The sequence below is a fragment of the Psychrobacter sp. DAB_AL62B genome (genome assembly GCF_028895345.1).
In the GTDB taxonomy this organism is placed as follows: domain Bacteria; phylum Pseudomonadota; class Gammaproteobacteria; order Pseudomonadales; family Moraxellaceae; genus Psychrobacter.
The window spans coordinates 366,977-384,404 of the sequence record NZ_SAXC01000002.1 but is presented as its reverse complement, the minus strand read 5'-3'; the positions used below and the strand labels follow the sequence as shown (position 1 = coordinate 384,404).

Here is a 17,428-nt window from a genome sequence, read left to right as displayed (position 1 = left end):
CTAATCAGCAAACCACCTATCCCTGATGCGATCTTTGAGATACCAATCCCTAGTATCCATGAAGCTATTCATTCAATCGTGCCGTACAGTTATAATCGCAGATTGACCCTAGGTTAGTAAGAGGTCTAAACGTCAATGCGTGTAAGCATATGCTTACACGCATTTTTAATAACCCTTTAATAGCATCATTGACAGCTGATAAGATTGCGCTTTTTACAGCTTTTCTTCAGGGCTGACCAGCACTTTTGGATTGGCACTAAGCATGATATAAGCAGCTTCATTAATGAAAGCTTCGTCTTCAGGTAGCTCTGGACGCTCCAAAGCCTTCATTTGGCTACGCTCTTCGAACTTAGCATCCATTGCCGCTTGATAAGTATTCCAATTGGCATAAGGACGCTCACCGGTTGCGATAAGACGCTTATTTTCAGCTTCTAATGAGCGTTTTTCTATCAGCTGCATTTTGGCACGGCGGCTATTGATATCGAGAGGGAAAGGTTTTTTCTCATCTTCCATATTACGGATATCATTTAGCGTTGATAGATAAACAAACTGCGGGTTTTTCTGTTGGCGAATTTTTGACTGTTGGTTAAGCGTTGCTAACGTATCAGCAGTAAACTTACCTTCAGGTTTGTACGGCGCCGTTTTAATCGTATCCCAAGGCAGCGCTTTTTTCTGTGCACGCTCGCCGAAGGTCGCGTCATCGTAGATATTAACCAATTCAACATCAGGCACGACGCCTTTATTCTGCGTACTGCCACCAGTAATACGATAAAATTTACGCTGGGTTAAAGTCGCAGAACCTAAAGCTAAGCTATCCAATTGGATTTGCGCTGAACCTTTACCAGTGGTTGTGCTACCGACGACCAGCCCACGACCGTAATCTTGAATCGCTGCAGCAAATATCTCACTAGCAGAGGCAGATGCTAGGTTGGTGATGACAACCACCTTGCCCTTATAAAGTTGCTCACCGCCATCTATATCATCATAGACTTGAATATTGCCACGATTGTCACGAATTTGCACCATTGGACCGCTTTTAATAAAGAAGCCGAGCATTTTGGCAACTTCATCGAGCGAGCCACCTGGATTGTTACGTAGATCAACCACTAGCCCGTCGATATTCTCTTTATTAAGCTCTTTGAGTGCCTTTTCGGTATCAATACTGACGCTACGGTAATCCTCACCATTACGGCGGGCGCGGTAATTTAAATAAAAGCTCGGTATCTCAAGGACCCCGATGCGCTTTGGCGTTTTATCAATATTAGGACGCTGAACTTCGACGACACGCTGAGTAACCCCTGATTCTTCTTGCTGAATGATGTCACGAACCACCGTTACATTGCGAGCGCTGGTATCAGGTGTATTGGGCTGACGCACTTTGATCGTCACCGAAGTACCGCGCTTGCCACGAATCAAACTGACAATCTCACGCGTTGACCAGCCGACCACATCGGTCATGGTTTCACCATCTTTTGCGATACCAATAATCAAATCATTGGGCTTAATCTGACCAGATTTAGCCGCTGGACCCCCATCGACTAAGGTCACAATACGGGTGTAATCTGGGTTTTTGCGGTCAGGGCGAATCGAAACGCCGATCCCTTCTAACTGTAGACTGGATTGGATTTGCAATTCATTGGCTTGAATCGGCGCATAATAATTACTGTGCGGATCATAGGTCAGCATCGCCGTATTTAAGATGGTTTCCATAATCTCATCATCTTTTAGACGGGTAAACTGCTCTTGCTGACGTGATAAGCGATTGAGCAAAATCTCACTCGGCGTGCGTTCATCATTACGCACTAGATCCTGCCCGCGAGTAATATCTGGATTGTCTAAAAATACTTTTTCTTTTGCTTTTTCGTCTTCTTGACCCAAAGTAATACTCATCAACTGAAACTTAAGCTGGCGCGTCCAATAGTCACGCTGCTCTTTTTTGGTCTTAAAGTGATTGAGCTTTTCACGGTCAAGAACGATTGTTTCCTTGCCAGTCAAATCCAGATCCGTCTTCAACATCTTTTTTGCCATGGCAAAATATTCATTAGAGCGTTTACGATAGCGCTCAAAGACTTCTACCCCAGCGGACAAATCACCACGCTTAAGGCGAGCACCGAACTCATCAGCATATTTTTTCTTAAACTCATCGACATCAGATTGCAAAAACAGCGTATGGTTTGGATCGAGGCTATCGATATACATAGACAAAATCTCGCTACCTGTCGCCGTATCGAGTGGCTGATTGAGATAATGACTACGATCCAGCAATGCGGCTACTTGGCGGGTAGTCACCTGTTGCTCAGGTGTCTGTTTAAAGCCTTCTGTATTACTATCAGCCACTGCCGTGCCGTAGCTTTGGGTAAGAATAAGGCCAGCGATACCCACTGACGCTGCACTAAGTAACCACTGTGCTGGTTGTTTTTTCATCATATATGCCTAATTATTTTAAGTTAAAAGTATGCTTGGTTTTTATCAAAATCAAAAGTTATCTATAAACAGCTGTCCATAAAATTTAGCTGCGTTTTACTCTATTATATTTACCATTAAACCATCCGTTACGCTAGCATTAAAAGCCCACAAATATATGATAGTTATTTTAGTTTTATCGTTAAAAAATCAATCAATACTAGCATGGGCATAAATACTGCACTGTCTCAAACTGTATAAACAATCTTACACGCTACGCGATAACATACCAAGTTTTCTACCGATCAATTAGACCGTGTCTATTTAATGAATATCAGCCAATGCATGCAAATCAATTAATCTGCTACATTATGCTCGGCTCGTAATAGCTGTCATAATAAGATCCTAATAGCGATGCATTATGGATGTCATTTATCATCGTTTTTCCATTTAACTTATCATATAACAATGTATAGCATAATAAGGATCACGCAATGTATGGCGTCTTAATGATTGATATCGATAGTACTGCACTGACTGCTGAAGATGTCAGCTTAATCAAACAAGCCCAAGTTGGCGGGGTCATATTATTTGCTCGAAACGTGGCAGATGCGGCGCAAGTGCGAACGTTGTGTGACGACATACGTTATCACAATGCGGATATACTCATCGGAGTTGATCAAGAAGGTGGGCGTGTCGCCCGCCTACGTAAAGGTTTTACGCCGTTGCCAGCGATGGGCAAGCTCGGTGAGTTATTTAATCAAGTTTCCAGCCACGCCCTTAGCTGCGCTTATGATTGTGGCTACCTGATGGCAGCAGAAGTATTGGCCGTCGGGATTGATTTGAGTTTTGCGCCGGTGCTCGATAGAGACGGTATCAGCCAAGTCATCGGTGATCGCAGCTTTCATCATGAACCCCAAACTATTATTGCTTTGGCGACCCAGTTTATGCGCGGGATGAAAGCGGCTGGTATGGCAACCACGGGTAAACACTTCCCGGGTCACGGTGCTATCGCTCCGGACTCGCATGTGGCAGAAGCCATCGATAATCGTAGCTTAGATGAGATTATAAATAGCGATATGCAGCCTTTTGCGCAAACGCTGCCGTGGCTGGATGCTTTAATGCCAGCACATGTTATTTTTTCACAAGTGGATAATAAACCAGCGGGATTCTCAAAAATTTGGCTCAAAGATATTATTCGAGATCAGCTTAAGTTTGATGGCGTCTTATTTTCTGATGATTTATCTATGGCAGGAGCGCAAGCGGCTGGCGACGTCAGTGCGCGCGTCACAGCAGCGATTGAAGCAGGTTGCGATATCGCTTTGGTTTGCAACGATCGCGTTGCCGCTCATGAGGCAGCAAAAGCGGCACAAGACCTGCCTTACCCCAATCAAAGCCGCATTAAAACCATGTGTGGACAGATACCAGCTTGGCAAGGTGACCTCGAATCTACTTGTCAGCAGTTTGAATATTGGCAACAGGCAAAAGATAATATCTCACAGACGTTCTTTCCTATTCAAGCAGAACCTCAAGCATCGGCTAACACTGAATTAAAAGATCCGACTAATTATAAACAATCTTTGTAAAAAATATTTTTAGCAAAATAAAAACCGCACCTCAATTAAGGTGCGGTTTTTCTGTTTTAAAATTTAATTTAAGACGAACCTTTAAGATGAAAACTTAAGACGAATCAAAGATTGATGACCCGTCATTAATACTTTACTTTCGGGTTATTAATTGCTTGCTTTCGGGTCTAATGCACTACCACGGCTGGCGTCATCACTATCTGGCATCAAATCATCGTTATCACGATCTAATGGATTTAAATCTGGATCTGGCATATTTGTGCTTACACCGCGATCATCAGCATCAGGCATTAAATCATCATTATCGCTGTCCAATGGATTCAAGTCTGGATCAAGCGCGCTGTTGCCAATTGCTATACCATCGTTTGCCGTAGCAGTCTCGTCATATACCACAAACTCAATACGGCGGTTACGGAAACGACCTTGCTCAGTTGAGTTGTCGGCCACAGGATCGGTTTCACCCATACCCTTAGTCATCAGCTTACTTGGGTCAGCACCTTGTGCTACCAAATAATCTTTCATCGACTGGGCACGCTCTTGCGATAATTTCATATTGTAGGCAGCATCCGCTGTTTTATCGGTATGACCAATGATCATGAGCTTCATATTGGGCACTTGTTCCATCAGCTTAATCGCACGGTCTAATAGCGCTTTATTAGCATCCGGAATAACAGCCTTATCTACTTCAAAATTAACTACTTGTAGACTTAGAGCACGAGCCACGTCACGAGGATCTGGATTCTCACCAAGATTGTCCATAGCGGCTTGAGAGGCTGTCAGGCTGTTATCAATCTCACTTTGAGCATCTAATGGACCTTCAGCTGTTACCGTCATTGCTGGCGCAGCAGCTTGTAAGTCAGCCACTAGCTTGCTTAGAGCGGTAGCATCCGGTGCATTGACCGTAATAGTATCGCCTTTGATCAGCATGCTAGCATTTGGTACGTTTTTGAAGATAGGCAATATAGTAGCAAGCTGAGTAGCAGCTGGCATATCTATTGAGAAGCTGTTATCGACATCCGCACGGCAATTATTGGCATCATCACCAAAGACGCCATTGAGGGCAGTCATCACATTGCTTTGTAGCGTGTCATTACCAACATTCATACGACAAGCATATAGCTCACTATTTTCGCCCGTAGCGATACGCAACGACGCAGGCTCAATACTAGCAGCGACAGATCCATCGCTATTAGCTGCCTGTTGTTCGGTAATAACGGGCGTACCAACCGGCTCAGGATTGTCTTGGCAACCTCTTAATAGCGCCCAAGCCAAGGCACCTAAAATAATCAGTCCAATGATAGGCAGTAGCGCTTTCATAAAGCTGCCATCTTTTTCTTCTTCACGTTCCAGTGGGGCCGTAGTTGTGGTAGTAGAAATGCGTTCACCAGCAGGTACAGCGGCAATCATGCCAGCAGGCAACACAGCACTTGCCCATACAGGAATATGATGCTGATAGTTGGCAAGATTATCATTTAAAAACTGTGGTACTGGCGTTGTACCAGCCAAGCTTTTTATTTCGTGATAGGCAAGTGGCGCTGCCATAGCAAGCAGACCACGCGCAGCCGTGACATCGACGTTATGTTTGCCGGCAAGCTCTCGAGCAATTTGGTCACGATGGGTGTCTTCCGTCCATACCCGATCATAAAAACCTTGGTCATCATGCGCGATATTGTCGTTGGCAAAACGATTATAGGTATCATTATCTGCTAGTCGGGCCGCAAAAATAGCGTAAAACTGTTCAAGCAAATTTTTCTTGGCAGGATTGTGATCATCACCCAATACTGCTGGGCTCACCGTCCGTGTTAAGTGACTGATAATATCCATGGTGTCATTCCTCAATTAATAATTATTTTAAGTAGCTTGTCTTATACAATTTGAGTTCTCAAAAAACAGAACTTTGGTATTAGGTAATAAACGATATTAGCTAATAACCTAAAAGCAATAAAAAGCCACGCGGCAAAAATTAGCGACGACTATATCCAACTTTTGTATTATAAAAGTATTAAGCATGCATTCACAATCAACGCGCTGTTGTACAAATGCTACATTAAGTAATATTTCAGTTGTTACTCGTAACTATAGCGCCTATAAAGTACAAACTACTAACATAGAAAGGACTGGCAGCATGATTATGAATAACGTAGTTATGAATGCCGTAGTTATAAACGGCATACGTTGAATTATTTTAGAACATAAAGGCTCGCTTATTTAAAACCTATATTTTGTTCTAAACATATTAAAAGTGCCCTATAAAAATCCTTATAGGGCACTTATTTTAGCTTTCTATTATTTTGTTAAAACAGCGTTCTTTACCTTCTGACTTGCGCAGGCTCAACCACGATGACATTGTTTGCCATCTCATCTGCTTCAGATAAGGAGATCGGACCGTTTGATCTTACAGGTGCGTTATTGAAATCATTGTTATTTCTTGCAGGAGCAGGCATCACATTATCATTTGTATCGTCATCAGCGGCTTGATATTCCACATTATTGCTATTGTTATAAGGGTTGTTTGCAGGAACACCATCATTTTGGAATTGATTATTCGAACTGTTCATTGCCGCCTCACCCTCTACTCCCGCACCATTATCAACATTACTACCGTTATTAACATTGTCAGGTAATGGTAGGGGCGCAGTACTGTCAATCATGACTGCTGGCATCAAAGTGCGTATATCCATAACCAAACGCTGAAGCTGCATACTGTCTGGCGCTTCTAAGGTGATACGGTCATTTTGCAAGTGCAAGCGAGCAAATGGAGTCGATCTTAACAATGTCAGCACATTCGGTAACGCTTCTATAGGCATATTAGCAACGCTGTTGGCAACGCCCGTCTGTACTGTCAGCTGACACATACTTGCCTGCTCACCGAAACTGGTATTAAGTGCTTGTTGCAGCGTACTTTGTAGCGCTGCGTCACCGACTGAGGCGCTACAAGTGTATAAACTACCGTTATTATCCACCCCAACAATAAGCTCAATCGGCGTTAATACTTGCGCTGGGGCCACAGGTGCTACTACAACAGGCGCTGTCACTACAGCTTCAACTGGTGGCTTATCATTTGGCTTGATTAATAATGCCCACACCAGCCCAATGACTGTGATCGCTCCTAGTAATACAAATGTCCATAACAACAGATCATTACGCTGATTGCGGGTACGAACTTTTTCGCGTTTCAAGTCTTTGTTTTCTGCTAAATGATGATCCGCAGGACTGGCATGAATAGCATTTGTACTTAGATTATTATCGAAGTTATCGAAGTTTTCGACAGCAGGTTCTGTCAGTAAGTTTGTCGATGGATTGATGGCACTAGCATCAGCGACCTCATGTTTACTTAAGATAACAGGTATCGTTGCTGCTACATTGGCATCCGCTATCACGCTTTGGCTGTGAAACAATTCATCATCAGGATTCTGCGAAGCGGTAATGATGGGTGCTGACCATGTCGGCAAATAATGGCGCAACGAGGGTTGCTCGCCTTGCAAAAATGCGGGCAAAAACTGACCGTTTGCGAGTACCTTGAGCTCATGATAGGCAAGTGGCGCGGCATTCATGAGCAATTGCATGGTCGCAAACTCATCAATATGATGGGTTGCTGCAAGCTCTTGAATCATGGTTTGTCTTACCTTTGGTGCTTGCCATAGCTGCTCAAACAAAGGCGTTTGTGCGGCATTGTCAGCAGTAATTATCTGATCATCACGCAGTAATTGTGAGTAAACTTGTGGCAATGCTAAGCGCGCCACCAAAATTGCATAAAATTGCTCTAATAAGCTGACATGGGACACGCTACTCTTGTCACCTAACACAGCTGGGGTAACCGTTTGTTCTAGTTGATCGATGATACTCATAAGTTACTGTCTCTATCAGCGTTAATGTTAAATAGTTAAAAATTGTTTATTTATCTCTACATACAGGCCGCGTTTTATAAGTTGCTTACCAAAGAAGTCGCTTACAAAACTGAGTAATTCGTTGGCAATGTTGGTATATTAATTGCCTTTATAGGTATATTAATTGCCTTTATAGTAGTGATATCGCAAGAATAGTAGAGATATCGCAAGAATTGCGTACTCGATAAGCAATAATTTAATAATATCAGTGCATTATTTTCCGATAACGTCAATCGTTACGGTCAGTATACGAAGCATTACTCATTCTGCCTAATACGGTGTTATATTATTCGATATAAACAATCATTAAAGCATAATTTTGTCGCCTATTGGTTTTTGCATCATCACTGCTACTATCGTTAATATGAGCATATAACTTTTTATGATTGGTCAGATTTAAGTGTTATTCAGCCATAATACTTAGGCTTTAAGCATTGCCACATATATCACTGCTGTTTATCAGGCTCGGCCTAAGGATTATCCATTGTTTAACCATACAACGCTTATTATTATAATCACGGTTATTATCAGTTTATTAGCGTGGCAAAACAAAACTCTCTTTAATCGACTTATTTTTTATCCCCCAGCGGTAAATAATGGTCAATGGGATCGTTTTGTCACTCATGGATTTATTCACGCTGATAGTATGCACCTCCTATTTAATATGTTTACCTTGTATTTTTTTGGTCGAGCTATTGAAGGTTTGTATCAGCCGTTTTTGCTCGGTTATGGCTTCGTGGTTTTTTATATACTCGCCATTATTGTCGCGATCATTCCAAGCTATATTAAGCATAAACAAAGCGCCAGTTACCTAAGCCTTGGTGCGTCAGGTGGGGTATCAGCCGTACTTTTTGCTTTTATTTTGCTCGCGCCTTGGGAAAAAATTTATCTATTTGCTATCATTCCAATCCCAGCAATATTATTCGCGGTCGCTTATGTTGCTTATAGCATCTATTCAGATAGACGTGGCGGCTCAAATATCAATCACTTGGCACACTTGTGGGGTGGCGCGTTTGGGGTAATAGCAACGATTATTTTAGAGCCACAAGTACTGCCGCATTTCCTAAATGCGCTATTGTCGCCTGGTTTTTAAGCGCTGCTAATTTTTACTTTGTACGAGCTTCTTATTTCTACTAACCGTTTAAATGATTGAACGGTTGTTAATATGGCTTTATATTGTGGGCAATTTTATCTTTAAATTTGATGATTTATTATGATTATAGATGTTATCGGTGATATTCATGGTTATGCAGACAAGCTATTCGGTCTGCTAAAACAATTAGGCTATGTTCATAATGGTCAGCATTTTGTGCCGCCATCAGGTCATCGGGCGCTATTTATTGGTGATTTAATTGACCGTGGCTCGCAGCAAGTAGCGACGTTAGAGACCGTCTTTGCCATGCTTGATGCGGACGTGGCTGATGCGGTAATGGGCAATCATGAATATAATGCGTTGGCATTTGCTACCCTTGATCCTAGTGATCATACCCAGTATTTACGCTCACATAATGAAATACATATACGTCAACATGAAGCATTTTTGGCAGAAGTGCCGTTTGGTTCAGAGAGCCATCAATATTGGCTACAGCGGTTATATGAAATCCCACTATGGATTGAAACGGACTACGCTTGCTTTGTGCATGCCTGCTGGGATGTGGATAGTATGGCGGTACTAAAGCCGCTATTAACTGACGATAATTGCCTAACGCTGCAGGGGTTGATAGCCACGTCTAAAGAAGGTACCGCTCCATTTGACGCGCTAGAGCGAGTATTAAAAGGCGTAGAAGTACCGCTACCTGAAGGTATTGTGATGATCGATAAAGAAGGTACTAAACGCACGCGAGTACGAGTACGCTGGTGGCTTGACAAGCTAAATAAACGCACTATTCATGAGGTTGCTCGTGCCCCTTCATCCGCATTAGCACAAATTCCAATTGACGTGCTGGCTGAAAATATTGATTTCGCTCTCAAAACTGATAAACCAGTGTTCGTTGGTCATTATTGGCTAACAGGAGAACCTGAACCACTGAGTCCACAAGTCGTTTGTACTGATTATTCAGCAGCGGTAGACAGCGGTTATATGACCTGCTATCAGCTCGATACCGAACAGCCACTGCCATTAAAAGCCAGTAATTTTGTACAATACCTACACGATTGAGACGGTAATACAGCTCAGCAATATCATTGCTATTAACCCAGCTTCTGTATTAAACAGCAAACTTGGCTTTACGAATGCAGCAAAACTTTTGTATGATGGTCTTTTTGAGGATATCAAAGCATGAGCACCACATCAGCTACGGTCAACGCGATTGATCAAAACAGCCCTATCACCTCTCCTGCTGGGCAACCAAAAGTTGGCATTATCATGGGCTCACAATCGGATTGGGCGACCATGAGCGCCGCAGCGCAATTGCTAGCAGATTTTGATATTGCTTTTGATTGTGAAGTGGTCTCGGCACATCGTACCCCTGACAGATTGTTTGACTATGCCAAAAGCGCCAAAGGTAACGGCTTGCAAATTATCATCGCTGGTGCAGGCGGAGCCGCTCATCTTCCCGGTATGTGTGCCAGCCAAACACCGCTGCCTGTCTTTGGTGTCCCTGTAAAATCATCGATGCTCAGTGGTTGGGATAGTCTACTGTCTATCGTACAGATGCCTAAAGGCGTTGCCGTTGGCACTTTAGCAATTGGTGCCGCAGGCGCGTATAATGCTGCTCTGCTTGCGATTCAAGTCTTAGCTTTGCATGATGAGTCGATTGCTAGTAAGCTCGATCATCTACGTCTATCGCAAACCGACACCATCCTTGCTAGCCCAACACCAGGTATTATTAATAACTAATGATCATTTGCTGCATTAAAGTGAATAGTAGCCGTCTTTATCTCTAATGACCATTGTTTGAATATACAAGTTCTCAACTCAAGCATTATTTTTAGATGAGCGGTAATAAACATAAGGTGCATACATTGCACCTTTTCCTATTTTAATAAATTAATTGTTAGATTTTTATATCCCAAAAACCCTATTCATTTTTAATTCAAAGAGCCTGCCATGACTACAGCGAACGCTTATCCTGTTACCCAAACCATTCGTACTATTGGTATTTTAGGCGGTGGTCAGCTTGGTATGATGCTTGCCGAAGCAGCCATGCCGTTAGGCTATCAATGCGTTTTTTTAGAAGACAGCGCTGATTGCCCTGCCAGCCTATACGGCCGTGTTTTTAGCAGTGAGCAATTAGAAGCATTTATTGAGGCTGCCGATGTCTTTACTTTAGAATTTGAAAACACGCCGACTACTACGGTTGAGCAACTGGCAAGCCTATCAAAATCCGGCAGCAAGCAAGGTATGTTTCCGCCACCGATTGCCCTTGATATCGCACAAGATCGCTTAAAAGAAAAGCAGATGTTTAATACGCTTGATATCGCAACTGTACCCTTTATGGCAGTCAATTCTGAAACCGAATTAAAACAAGCATGTGATGAATTGGGACTGCCTATCGTCTTGAAAACCAGCCGCGGCGGTTATGATGGCAAAGGTCAGTTTGTGATTAAGCAAGACAGCGATATCAAAGCAGCATGGCAAGACCTTAAAGATGCGGTTACAGGCAAAGGTACTCTTACGGCAACGCCAGCCCCACTAATCGCAGAAGGTTTCATTAACTTTAGCCGTGAGCTTTCTATTATTGCGGCACGGGCACAAAACGGTCAGGTACGCTGTTATGATTTGGTCGAAAACCATCATCATCATGGTATTTTGGCCAAAACTCAAGCGCCTGCTGTTGGTACTAGCCATTTATTCAAGCAAGCAACCGATGCGATTACTACCGTCATGAATCATTTAGGCTATGTTGGCGTGATGGCACTTGAGTTATTTGTGACCAAAGACGCTCGTGGTAATGACGCGTTACTTGCCAACGAGATTGCCCCGCGTGTGCACAACTCTGGGCACTGGAGTATTGAGGGCGCTGTCACCAGCCAATTTGAAAACCATATTCGTGCCGTGGTAAATTTACCATTAGGCGATACCGACAATGTCCATCCAGCGATTATGGTCAATGTGTTGGGCCAGTATCCTGATATCAGTGCGGTGCTCAATATTGACGGCGCGCATTATCATAGCTACCACAAGGCTGAGCGTGACGACCGCAAAATTGCGCATATTACCTTGATGCCTAATGATGTAGCAGATTTAGAACCCGCTTTAGCAAAGCTTGTTGCCGTATTGCCCAATAAAGTTGGTCTTGATAAAAAGCCAGCGGCTATTGTAGATAATGTTATTAATAATCCTGAGAAAACTTCAGAAAACACCAAATCAAGTATTGAAGATAACCAAACAGATAGTGCCGTAAATGCTAAAGCAAAAGTAAATAAGGCTCAGAAATAATGCAGATTTGGGTAGATGCTGACTCAGTGCCATTAATTGCCAAAGACTTGATCATCAAAACCGCTGAGCGCACGCAAACGATGGCGATATTCGTCGCCAATCAGCCGATTAAGCTGCGTAAGTCACCACTGCTCGTCATGACAGTGGTGCCGTCTGGCTTTGATAAAGCCGATGACTATATCGTCGAACAAATACAACCAGGCGACCTCGCTATCACCAGCGACATTCCTTTGGCCAATGATATCTTAGACAAAGGCGGCATGGTCTTGACGACCCGCGGTATGGTTTATGATAAAAATAATATCAAGCAAAAGCTCAACATGCGTGATTTTATGGACACCATGCGTGGTACAGGCGTGCTCGAGCTACAAGAAATGAGCGGGCAAAAACCTTATGGTGACCGTGATAAAAAAGCTTTTGCTGATGGTCTCAATCGTTTGGTTCGTTAGTTTTTATAGCCACTAATTTTGCAGCTTAACTTTTCTATATTTTCTATATTTTCTTAAATAGTTGAGCAAATTCACAAAAGGTACAGTGCTACTGGTATGAATTTTTTGTAGCCTCTGTCACGCCTGCGAACAGCAAGCAAAAAAAATATAGCAGTAGGACGTTGTTAGAAACGTATTTCTTTCATTTTAACCTGACTATACACTCTGGGCTTCCTTGCAAACGCTATACATTCCTCACTAAACACTATGTAATCGGCACGCTTCATAACGCAGCGTGCCGATTTTTCTTGTTAGGCTACATTCAGTTTTTAACAATAATGTCTATAACAACTCATATAAAAGTTATAACAATAGGAATGATTATGAAGATTTTAGTGATTGGCGCAAGTGGTCGAGTAGGGTCTGATTTGGTTAAGCAATTATTAGCAGATGATCATCAAGTCATCGGTACTACCCGTCAGGAAGAAAAATTATTTAACGATAACAATTATAGTCAACTAGACTTAGATATCACCGCCGAAAAAGACGCTATTCAAAGCCAAATTGATAAAGATATCGATGCTGTGTATTTTGTCGCCGGTTCTGGCGGTAAGGATGTCTTAGAAGTTGACTTGCATGGTGCGGTTAAAACCATGCAAGCAGTCCAAGACAAAGGCATCAAGCGCTACATTATGCTCAGTACGGTATTTTCATTAGATACCAGCAAATGGAACAACCCAGGTATTGCTGACTTAAAAGAATACTATATCTGCAAGCATTATGCTGATCAGTGGTTGGTCAATAATAGCAGTCTTGACTACACCATCGTCCAAGCAGGAGCGTTAAAAGAGCGGGCCGCGACAGGAAAAATCACCATCAATGATGATGAAGCCGGTGAAAACTCGATTGAAGATGTTGCCACCACGCTAGCTGCTGTATTAAATAGCGATAACACCATTAAGAAAGTGTTTAGTATGCATAATGGTGAAACGGTCATTGATAAAGCGATCGCAAAATTATAATCAAGCTGAGCGCTACCATATTTATCATTAAAGAAAAAAGCGAGTAAGCATTTCGGCTTACTCACTTTTTTCTGATGGACAATCTAATAAATTATTAAGCTACACCACTTGGAAAAGGAATAACTTCCGCTAAGCTCTTTGCACCTGTTATAACCATAAGCAATCTATCCATACCAACAGCGATACCGCTACAAGGTATCAAATCATCAGACGCAGCCAATAGATGCTCATCGATAGGCATTTGTGGTAAATCGTGGCGCTGACGCAATAGATTATCCTGCTCAAAACGTTTTCTTAACGCTTGCCCATCTGCTAGCTCATCATAGGCATTGGCAATCTCAATGCCATTAATATAGAGCTCAAAGCGCTTAGCGATTTTATTACCGTCTTTATCAAGAGCAGTTTTTGCTAAGGCGGCAGTGGCTGGGGGATACTCGATAATCAACGTTGGCAAGTCATGACCCAAATTTGGCTCTACTGCATGGCTAAATAATAAATCCAACCAATCTTGACGACAATTTTCATCATTATCTATTGCACCACTGGCATCAGTATACAAATCAGCAGTTTTAGAGTTAGCATTATTAAAATCAAAGCCGGTCAAACCTTTGTCTTCCGCTACCGCTTGTAATGCTGAGAGACTGGCTGTCAGCGGATGGATGCCAACAAAATCCATAAAAGCATCCGCATAACGGTAATGACTCATCACAATCGGGTGCTCATAAAGCGTCTCTAATAATTCGCCAAGTTCAGCGGCCATATCATCTAAGCTATAATTTGGCTGATACCATTCAAGCATGGTAAATTCAATATTGTGCCGTGTGCCTATTTCATTATCTCGAAATACTGGACAAATCTGATAAATAGGTACCTGCCAGCTGGCCAGTAAACGCTTCATGGCAAATTCAGGCGAGGTATGCAAATAATAGGTATAAGGTTTATCTTGATAGGTGACTTTTGCGGCAACTGACTGCAAAAAAGTATCGGTATTGCCTGCTTGCGATAGCAGCGGTGTTTGAACTTCCAGCACTTGCCGATTGGTAAAAAACTGACGGATAGCGTTTATGAATTGCGCCCGCTGCTGCGCCATTACCAAGGTTATGGTTGGGGCATAGCTGGGTTCAGATAAAGGCTGATTAATTGCTTGGCTCATTACTGTCTACTACGCCTCATGAATCCTAAAAACAGGGGTTTAAATGGTGATGCTTAACTTTTAAGACTGCCATTCACGGCGTAAGCGATAGTCACGGCGCAATTGGTCAAAGTCAGCACCATTTACTTGCCCATCAGCTATTTTATTTCTTAATGAAGCATCATCTTGCCTAATGTCATAAAACTTTATCAGTCTATCTGGATGGGCCTTGAGCTCAGACCATAAAAACATATTGAGCGGTAATAAAGCATGCATAGATTGAGTGGGTATTACTGCTAATTTTTCACACAGGGCATCATAAATGATTTGCGTGCCGCGCAGCTTACCTTCAACTGTATAACCTGCGATATGCGGTGTGGCAATCGCAAGCTTGGATAATAAAGCCTCAGACACCTGTGGCTCGTATTCAAACACATCAAGAACCACTTGCCGCCCAGTATGATCGATATCCGCTACAAGGTCACTTCCATCAATTACCGGTCCGCGTGCACTATTAATCAGCATGGTATGCGGCGACATCATTGCCAAAGACTTTGCATTGATGAGATGATGCGTTGGATAATCGCTGCCGTTGCTGGCTTTATCCTCACCTTTTTTATCTGTTAAAGGGACGTGAAGACTGACTACATCGCTTTGGCTCAAAACCTGCTCAAGGCTAGCGTTATTAATGTCCGAAGTTGATAGCAATGGATCATAACCCAATACTTGCCAGCCCAAATCACTGGCATACTGAGCAAGCGTGCTGCCAATATTACCAAGCCCGATGATACCCAATGTTAATGGCGGCAGGGATTGCTGCCAATACTGCGGACGCAAGGTTAAGATCGCGGTCAATACATATTGCGCGACTGAATGCTTGCTACAACCAGCAGCATTGGCAAAAGTGATGTTGCGTGTCGCCAAATAATCTTGATCAACATGATCAGTACCGATAGTCGCAGAGCCAACAAACTTCACACTATGATTATCAGCTAATAATGCCTTGTCTACTGGGGTCACAGAGCGTATCAACAATACATTTGGCTGATATTCTGCCAGCAATTGCGCATTGATATCACGTCCAACAACACGAATTACCTTCACCTGCCGCTCAGCATCCTGTCCAAGTGTCGAAGCATTAAAAAAATCATCAAGGTTTGCGATATTACTATCAGCCACAATCGTGATATTTTTAATAGTATCTACCCTGTTTTCCATAGTATTCACAACCGTTTCATTTAATAGTGGTAAGCCTTTCTATTGATATAGGCTTGTTTATATAATCTATATTTACTGGTAATTTATTTATTAAAAGCAATATTCTAACTGATCGTTTATTACGTCATTGTTAGTCAGCTGTTTTTTGATTCTGTTCATTAGTTTTGAGTAGATTTTGACCATCAGCTAACATCACTTCTTGCTGAGCAAACAACTCATTCTTATGCTGCGATATCCATTCACGCCATACCGCAAGTCCGATTGCCAACACCACAGGACCGATGAATAAACCCACAAAGCCAAAAGCTGTCAAGCCGCCCAACACACCAATAAAGATGATGATAAAAGGGATTTTGGTGGCACCACTAATGACGATAGGACGGATAAGGTTATCAACCCAGCTAATCACTAGGATGCCCCATAGCGCCAAGCCGATACCTTCAACGGTATGTCCTTGACTAAGCAGAAAAATCGATACGCCGCCCCAAACGAATGGTGTGCCAAATGGGATTAAGGCGATGATAAAAGTCAATATCGTCAGCAAAATAGGACTTGGTGCACCCGCAAAATAATAGCCGATACCAGCTAGCATTGCCTGAGCCAATGCAGTCAGACCAATACCATAGACTACCGCACGCGTAGTCGTACCAACAGAGTCAATATAACCATCGATACGATTACCGATAATATTACGTAATGCTTGGCGGATTTGTCGAATCAAGCTGGTACCATCACGGTAAAAGAAAAATATCGTCATAAGTGCCATACCAAGCTTAGCAAAACCACCAAACACCACATCAAACGCGACTTTGCCATAGTATAGATGTGACTGCACCCAAAGACGAAAAGCCTCTAGCGTCCCGTCGGGATTTTTATTGATTCTCCATAGGATGTCTTTGACTTGCTGCCCTATAAATGGCAAGTCTTTGATAGAGTCAGGCACATCCAAATACCCTACTTTAATACGATAGATTAAATTACTAATTAGGCTTAACGCTTCTTGCTGCAAGATGAATATACCGACCACCAAAGGCACACCTATCATCAAAGAGATGCTCACGGTCATAATAGCCGCGCTCAAATTTGAACTAAATCTGACTCTTTGATGAAAAAAATTATAGATAGGAAAGGTGACATATGCCAAAATCGCCGCCCACAATGCCGGTACAATAAAAAACTGTACGACTTGGAAACACAACACGAACAGCACGATTAATAAGGTAATCGCCAGCAAGCGCTGAATAATAAATTCTTTTGTCCAGTTTTCAATCATATTGTATAAACCAAGGGCGGACAGCAGCAACCTAATATGGCTCTACTGTAAAGCTTATAAATGGGTCACATCAATTACCGACGAGGTCCGTAATTTTT

At 42.6% G+C, this 17,428-nt stretch carries 13 protein-coding genes; 7 read left to right on the top strand and 6 right to left on the bottom strand.

Features of this window, described 5'->3' with window-relative positions:
* Positions 1-213 precede the first annotated feature (213 nt).
* Positions 214-2,424: a carboxy terminal-processing peptidase gene (locus EPB74_RS04575; RefSeq protein WP_079690808.1), complete on the bottom strand. Its 2,211-nt coding sequence runs from the start codon at positions 2,422-2,424 to the stop codon at positions 214-216.
* Positions 2,425-2,897: 473 nt separating this feature from the next.
* Between EPB74_RS04575 and nagZ the strand changes: the two genes are divergently transcribed.
* Positions 2,898-3,989: a beta-N-acetylhexosaminidase gene (gene nagZ, locus EPB74_RS04570; RefSeq protein WP_274903022.1), complete on the top strand. Its 1,092-nt coding sequence runs from the start codon at positions 2,898-2,900 to the stop codon at positions 3,987-3,989.
* 147 nt (positions 3,990-4,136) lie between these two features.
* Here the strand turns inward: nagZ and EPB74_RS04565 are convergent, their stop codons facing one another.
* Both EPB74_RS04565 and EPB74_RS04560 read right to left on the bottom strand, forming a co-directional pair.
* Positions 4,137-5,813, bottom strand: coding sequence for an OmpA family protein (locus EPB74_RS04565; protein WP_274903021.1), 1,677 nt, complete (start codon positions 5,811-5,813; stop codon positions 4,137-4,139).
* 485 nt (positions 5,814-6,298) lie between these two features.
* On the bottom strand, positions 6,299-7,837 hold the full coding sequence (locus EPB74_RS04560) for a hypothetical protein (protein WP_274903019.1): 1,539 nt from the start codon (positions 7,835-7,837) through the stop codon (positions 6,299-6,301).
* A 523-nt stretch (positions 7,838-8,360) separates the two neighbouring features.
* Between EPB74_RS04560 and EPB74_RS04555 the strand changes: the two genes are divergently transcribed.
* The 6 genes from EPB74_RS04555 (at position 8,361) to EPB74_RS04530 (ending at position 13,707) form a co-directional block, all read left to right on the top strand.
* Entirely contained in the window at positions 8,361-8,969 is a 609-nt protein-coding gene (locus EPB74_RS04555; protein WP_274903018.1) for a rhomboid family intramembrane serine protease, read from the top strand.
* A gap of 120 nt (positions 8,970-9,089) precedes the next feature.
* The gene (locus EPB74_RS04550) at positions 9,090-10,034 is read left to right on the top strand and encodes a metallophosphoesterase (protein ID WP_274903016.1); all 945 of its coding nucleotides are present in this window, start codon (positions 9,090-9,092) and stop codon (positions 10,032-10,034) included.
* Between the two features lie 120 nt (positions 10,035-10,154).
* Positions 10,155-10,715: a 5-(carboxyamino)imidazole ribonucleotide mutase gene (gene purE, locus EPB74_RS04545; RefSeq protein ID WP_274903014.1), complete on the top strand. Its 561-nt coding sequence runs from the start codon at positions 10,155-10,157 to the stop codon at positions 10,713-10,715.
* A gap of 210 nt (positions 10,716-10,925) precedes the next feature.
* The gene (locus EPB74_RS04540) at positions 10,926-12,257 is read left to right on the top strand and encodes a 5-(carboxyamino)imidazole ribonucleotide synthase (protein ID WP_274903013.1); all 1,332 of its coding nucleotides are present in this window, start codon (positions 10,926-10,928) and stop codon (positions 12,255-12,257) included.
* The gene (locus EPB74_RS04535; protein WP_021814375.1) at positions 12,257-12,706 is read left to right on the top strand and encodes a YaiI/YqxD family protein; all 450 of its coding nucleotides are present in this window, start codon (positions 12,257-12,259) and stop codon (positions 12,704-12,706) included. The genes EPB74_RS04540 and EPB74_RS04535 overlap by 1 nt, the downstream gene beginning before the upstream one ends.
* Before the next feature lie 362 nt (positions 12,707-13,068).
* Positions 13,069-13,707, top strand: coding sequence for an NAD(P)H-binding protein (locus EPB74_RS04530; protein WP_274903012.1), 639 nt, complete (start codon positions 13,069-13,071; stop codon positions 13,705-13,707).
* A gap of 94 nt (positions 13,708-13,801) precedes the next feature.
* On the opposite strand, the gene epmA is transcribed toward EPB74_RS04530, so the two are convergent.
* The 3 genes from epmA to EPB74_RS04515 form a co-directional block, all read right to left on the bottom strand.
* Positions 13,802-14,860 carry an EF-P lysine aminoacylase EpmA gene (epmA, locus tag EPB74_RS04525; RefSeq protein WP_274903010.1) on the bottom strand — a complete coding sequence of 353 codons (1,059 nt, stop codon included), beginning with the start codon at positions 14,858-14,860 and terminating at the stop codon, positions 13,802-13,804.
* Positions 14,861-14,920: 60 nt separating this feature from the next.
* Positions 14,921-16,036, bottom strand: a complete 1,116-nt coding sequence (locus tag EPB74_RS04520) for a 4-phosphoerythronate dehydrogenase (protein ID WP_274903163.1) — start codon at positions 16,034-16,036, stop codon at positions 14,921-14,923.
* Between the two features lie 151 nt (positions 16,037-16,187).
* Positions 16,188-17,330, bottom strand: coding sequence for an AI-2E family transporter (locus tag EPB74_RS04515; RefSeq protein WP_079690798.1), 1,143 nt, complete (start codon positions 17,328-17,330; stop codon positions 16,188-16,190).
* Between the last annotated feature and the right edge of the window lie 98 nt (positions 17,331-17,428).

Coding starts and splice junctions, on each gene's coding strand:
- EPB74_RS04575 (WP_079690808.1), bottom strand. CDS start 2,424: ATGAAAAAACAACCAGCACAGTGGTTACTTAGTGCAGCGTCAGTGGGT.
- nagZ (WP_274903022.1), top strand. CDS start 2,898: ATGTATGGCGTCTTAATGATTGATATCGATAGTACTGCACTGACTGCT.
- EPB74_RS04565 (WP_274903021.1), bottom strand. CDS start 5,813: ATGGATATTATCAGTCACTTAACACGGACGGTGAGCCCAGCAGTATTG.
- EPB74_RS04560 (WP_274903019.1), bottom strand. CDS start 7,837: ATGAGTATCATCGATCAACTAGAACAAACGGTTACCCCAGCTGTGTTA.
- EPB74_RS04550 (WP_274903016.1), top strand. CDS start 9,090: ATGATTATAGATGTTATCGGTGATATTCATGGTTATGCAGACAAGCTA.
- purE (WP_274903014.1), top strand. CDS start 10,155: ATGAGCACCACATCAGCTACGGTCAACGCGATTGATCAAAACAGCCCT.
- EPB74_RS04540 (WP_274903013.1), top strand. CDS start 10,926: ATGACTACAGCGAACGCTTATCCTGTTACCCAAACCATTCGTACTATT.
- EPB74_RS04535 (WP_021814375.1), top strand. CDS start 12,257: ATGCAGATTTGGGTAGATGCTGACTCAGTGCCATTAATTGCCAAAGAC.
- EPB74_RS04530 (WP_274903012.1), top strand. CDS start 13,069: ATGAAGATTTTAGTGATTGGCGCAAGTGGTCGAGTAGGGTCTGATTTG.
- epmA (WP_274903010.1), bottom strand. CDS start 14,860: ATGAGCCAAGCAATTAATCAGCCTTTATCTGAACCCAGCTATGCCCCA.
- EPB74_RS04515 (WP_079690798.1), bottom strand. CDS start 17,330: ATGATTGAAAACTGGACAAAAGAATTTATTATTCAGCGCTTGCTGGCG.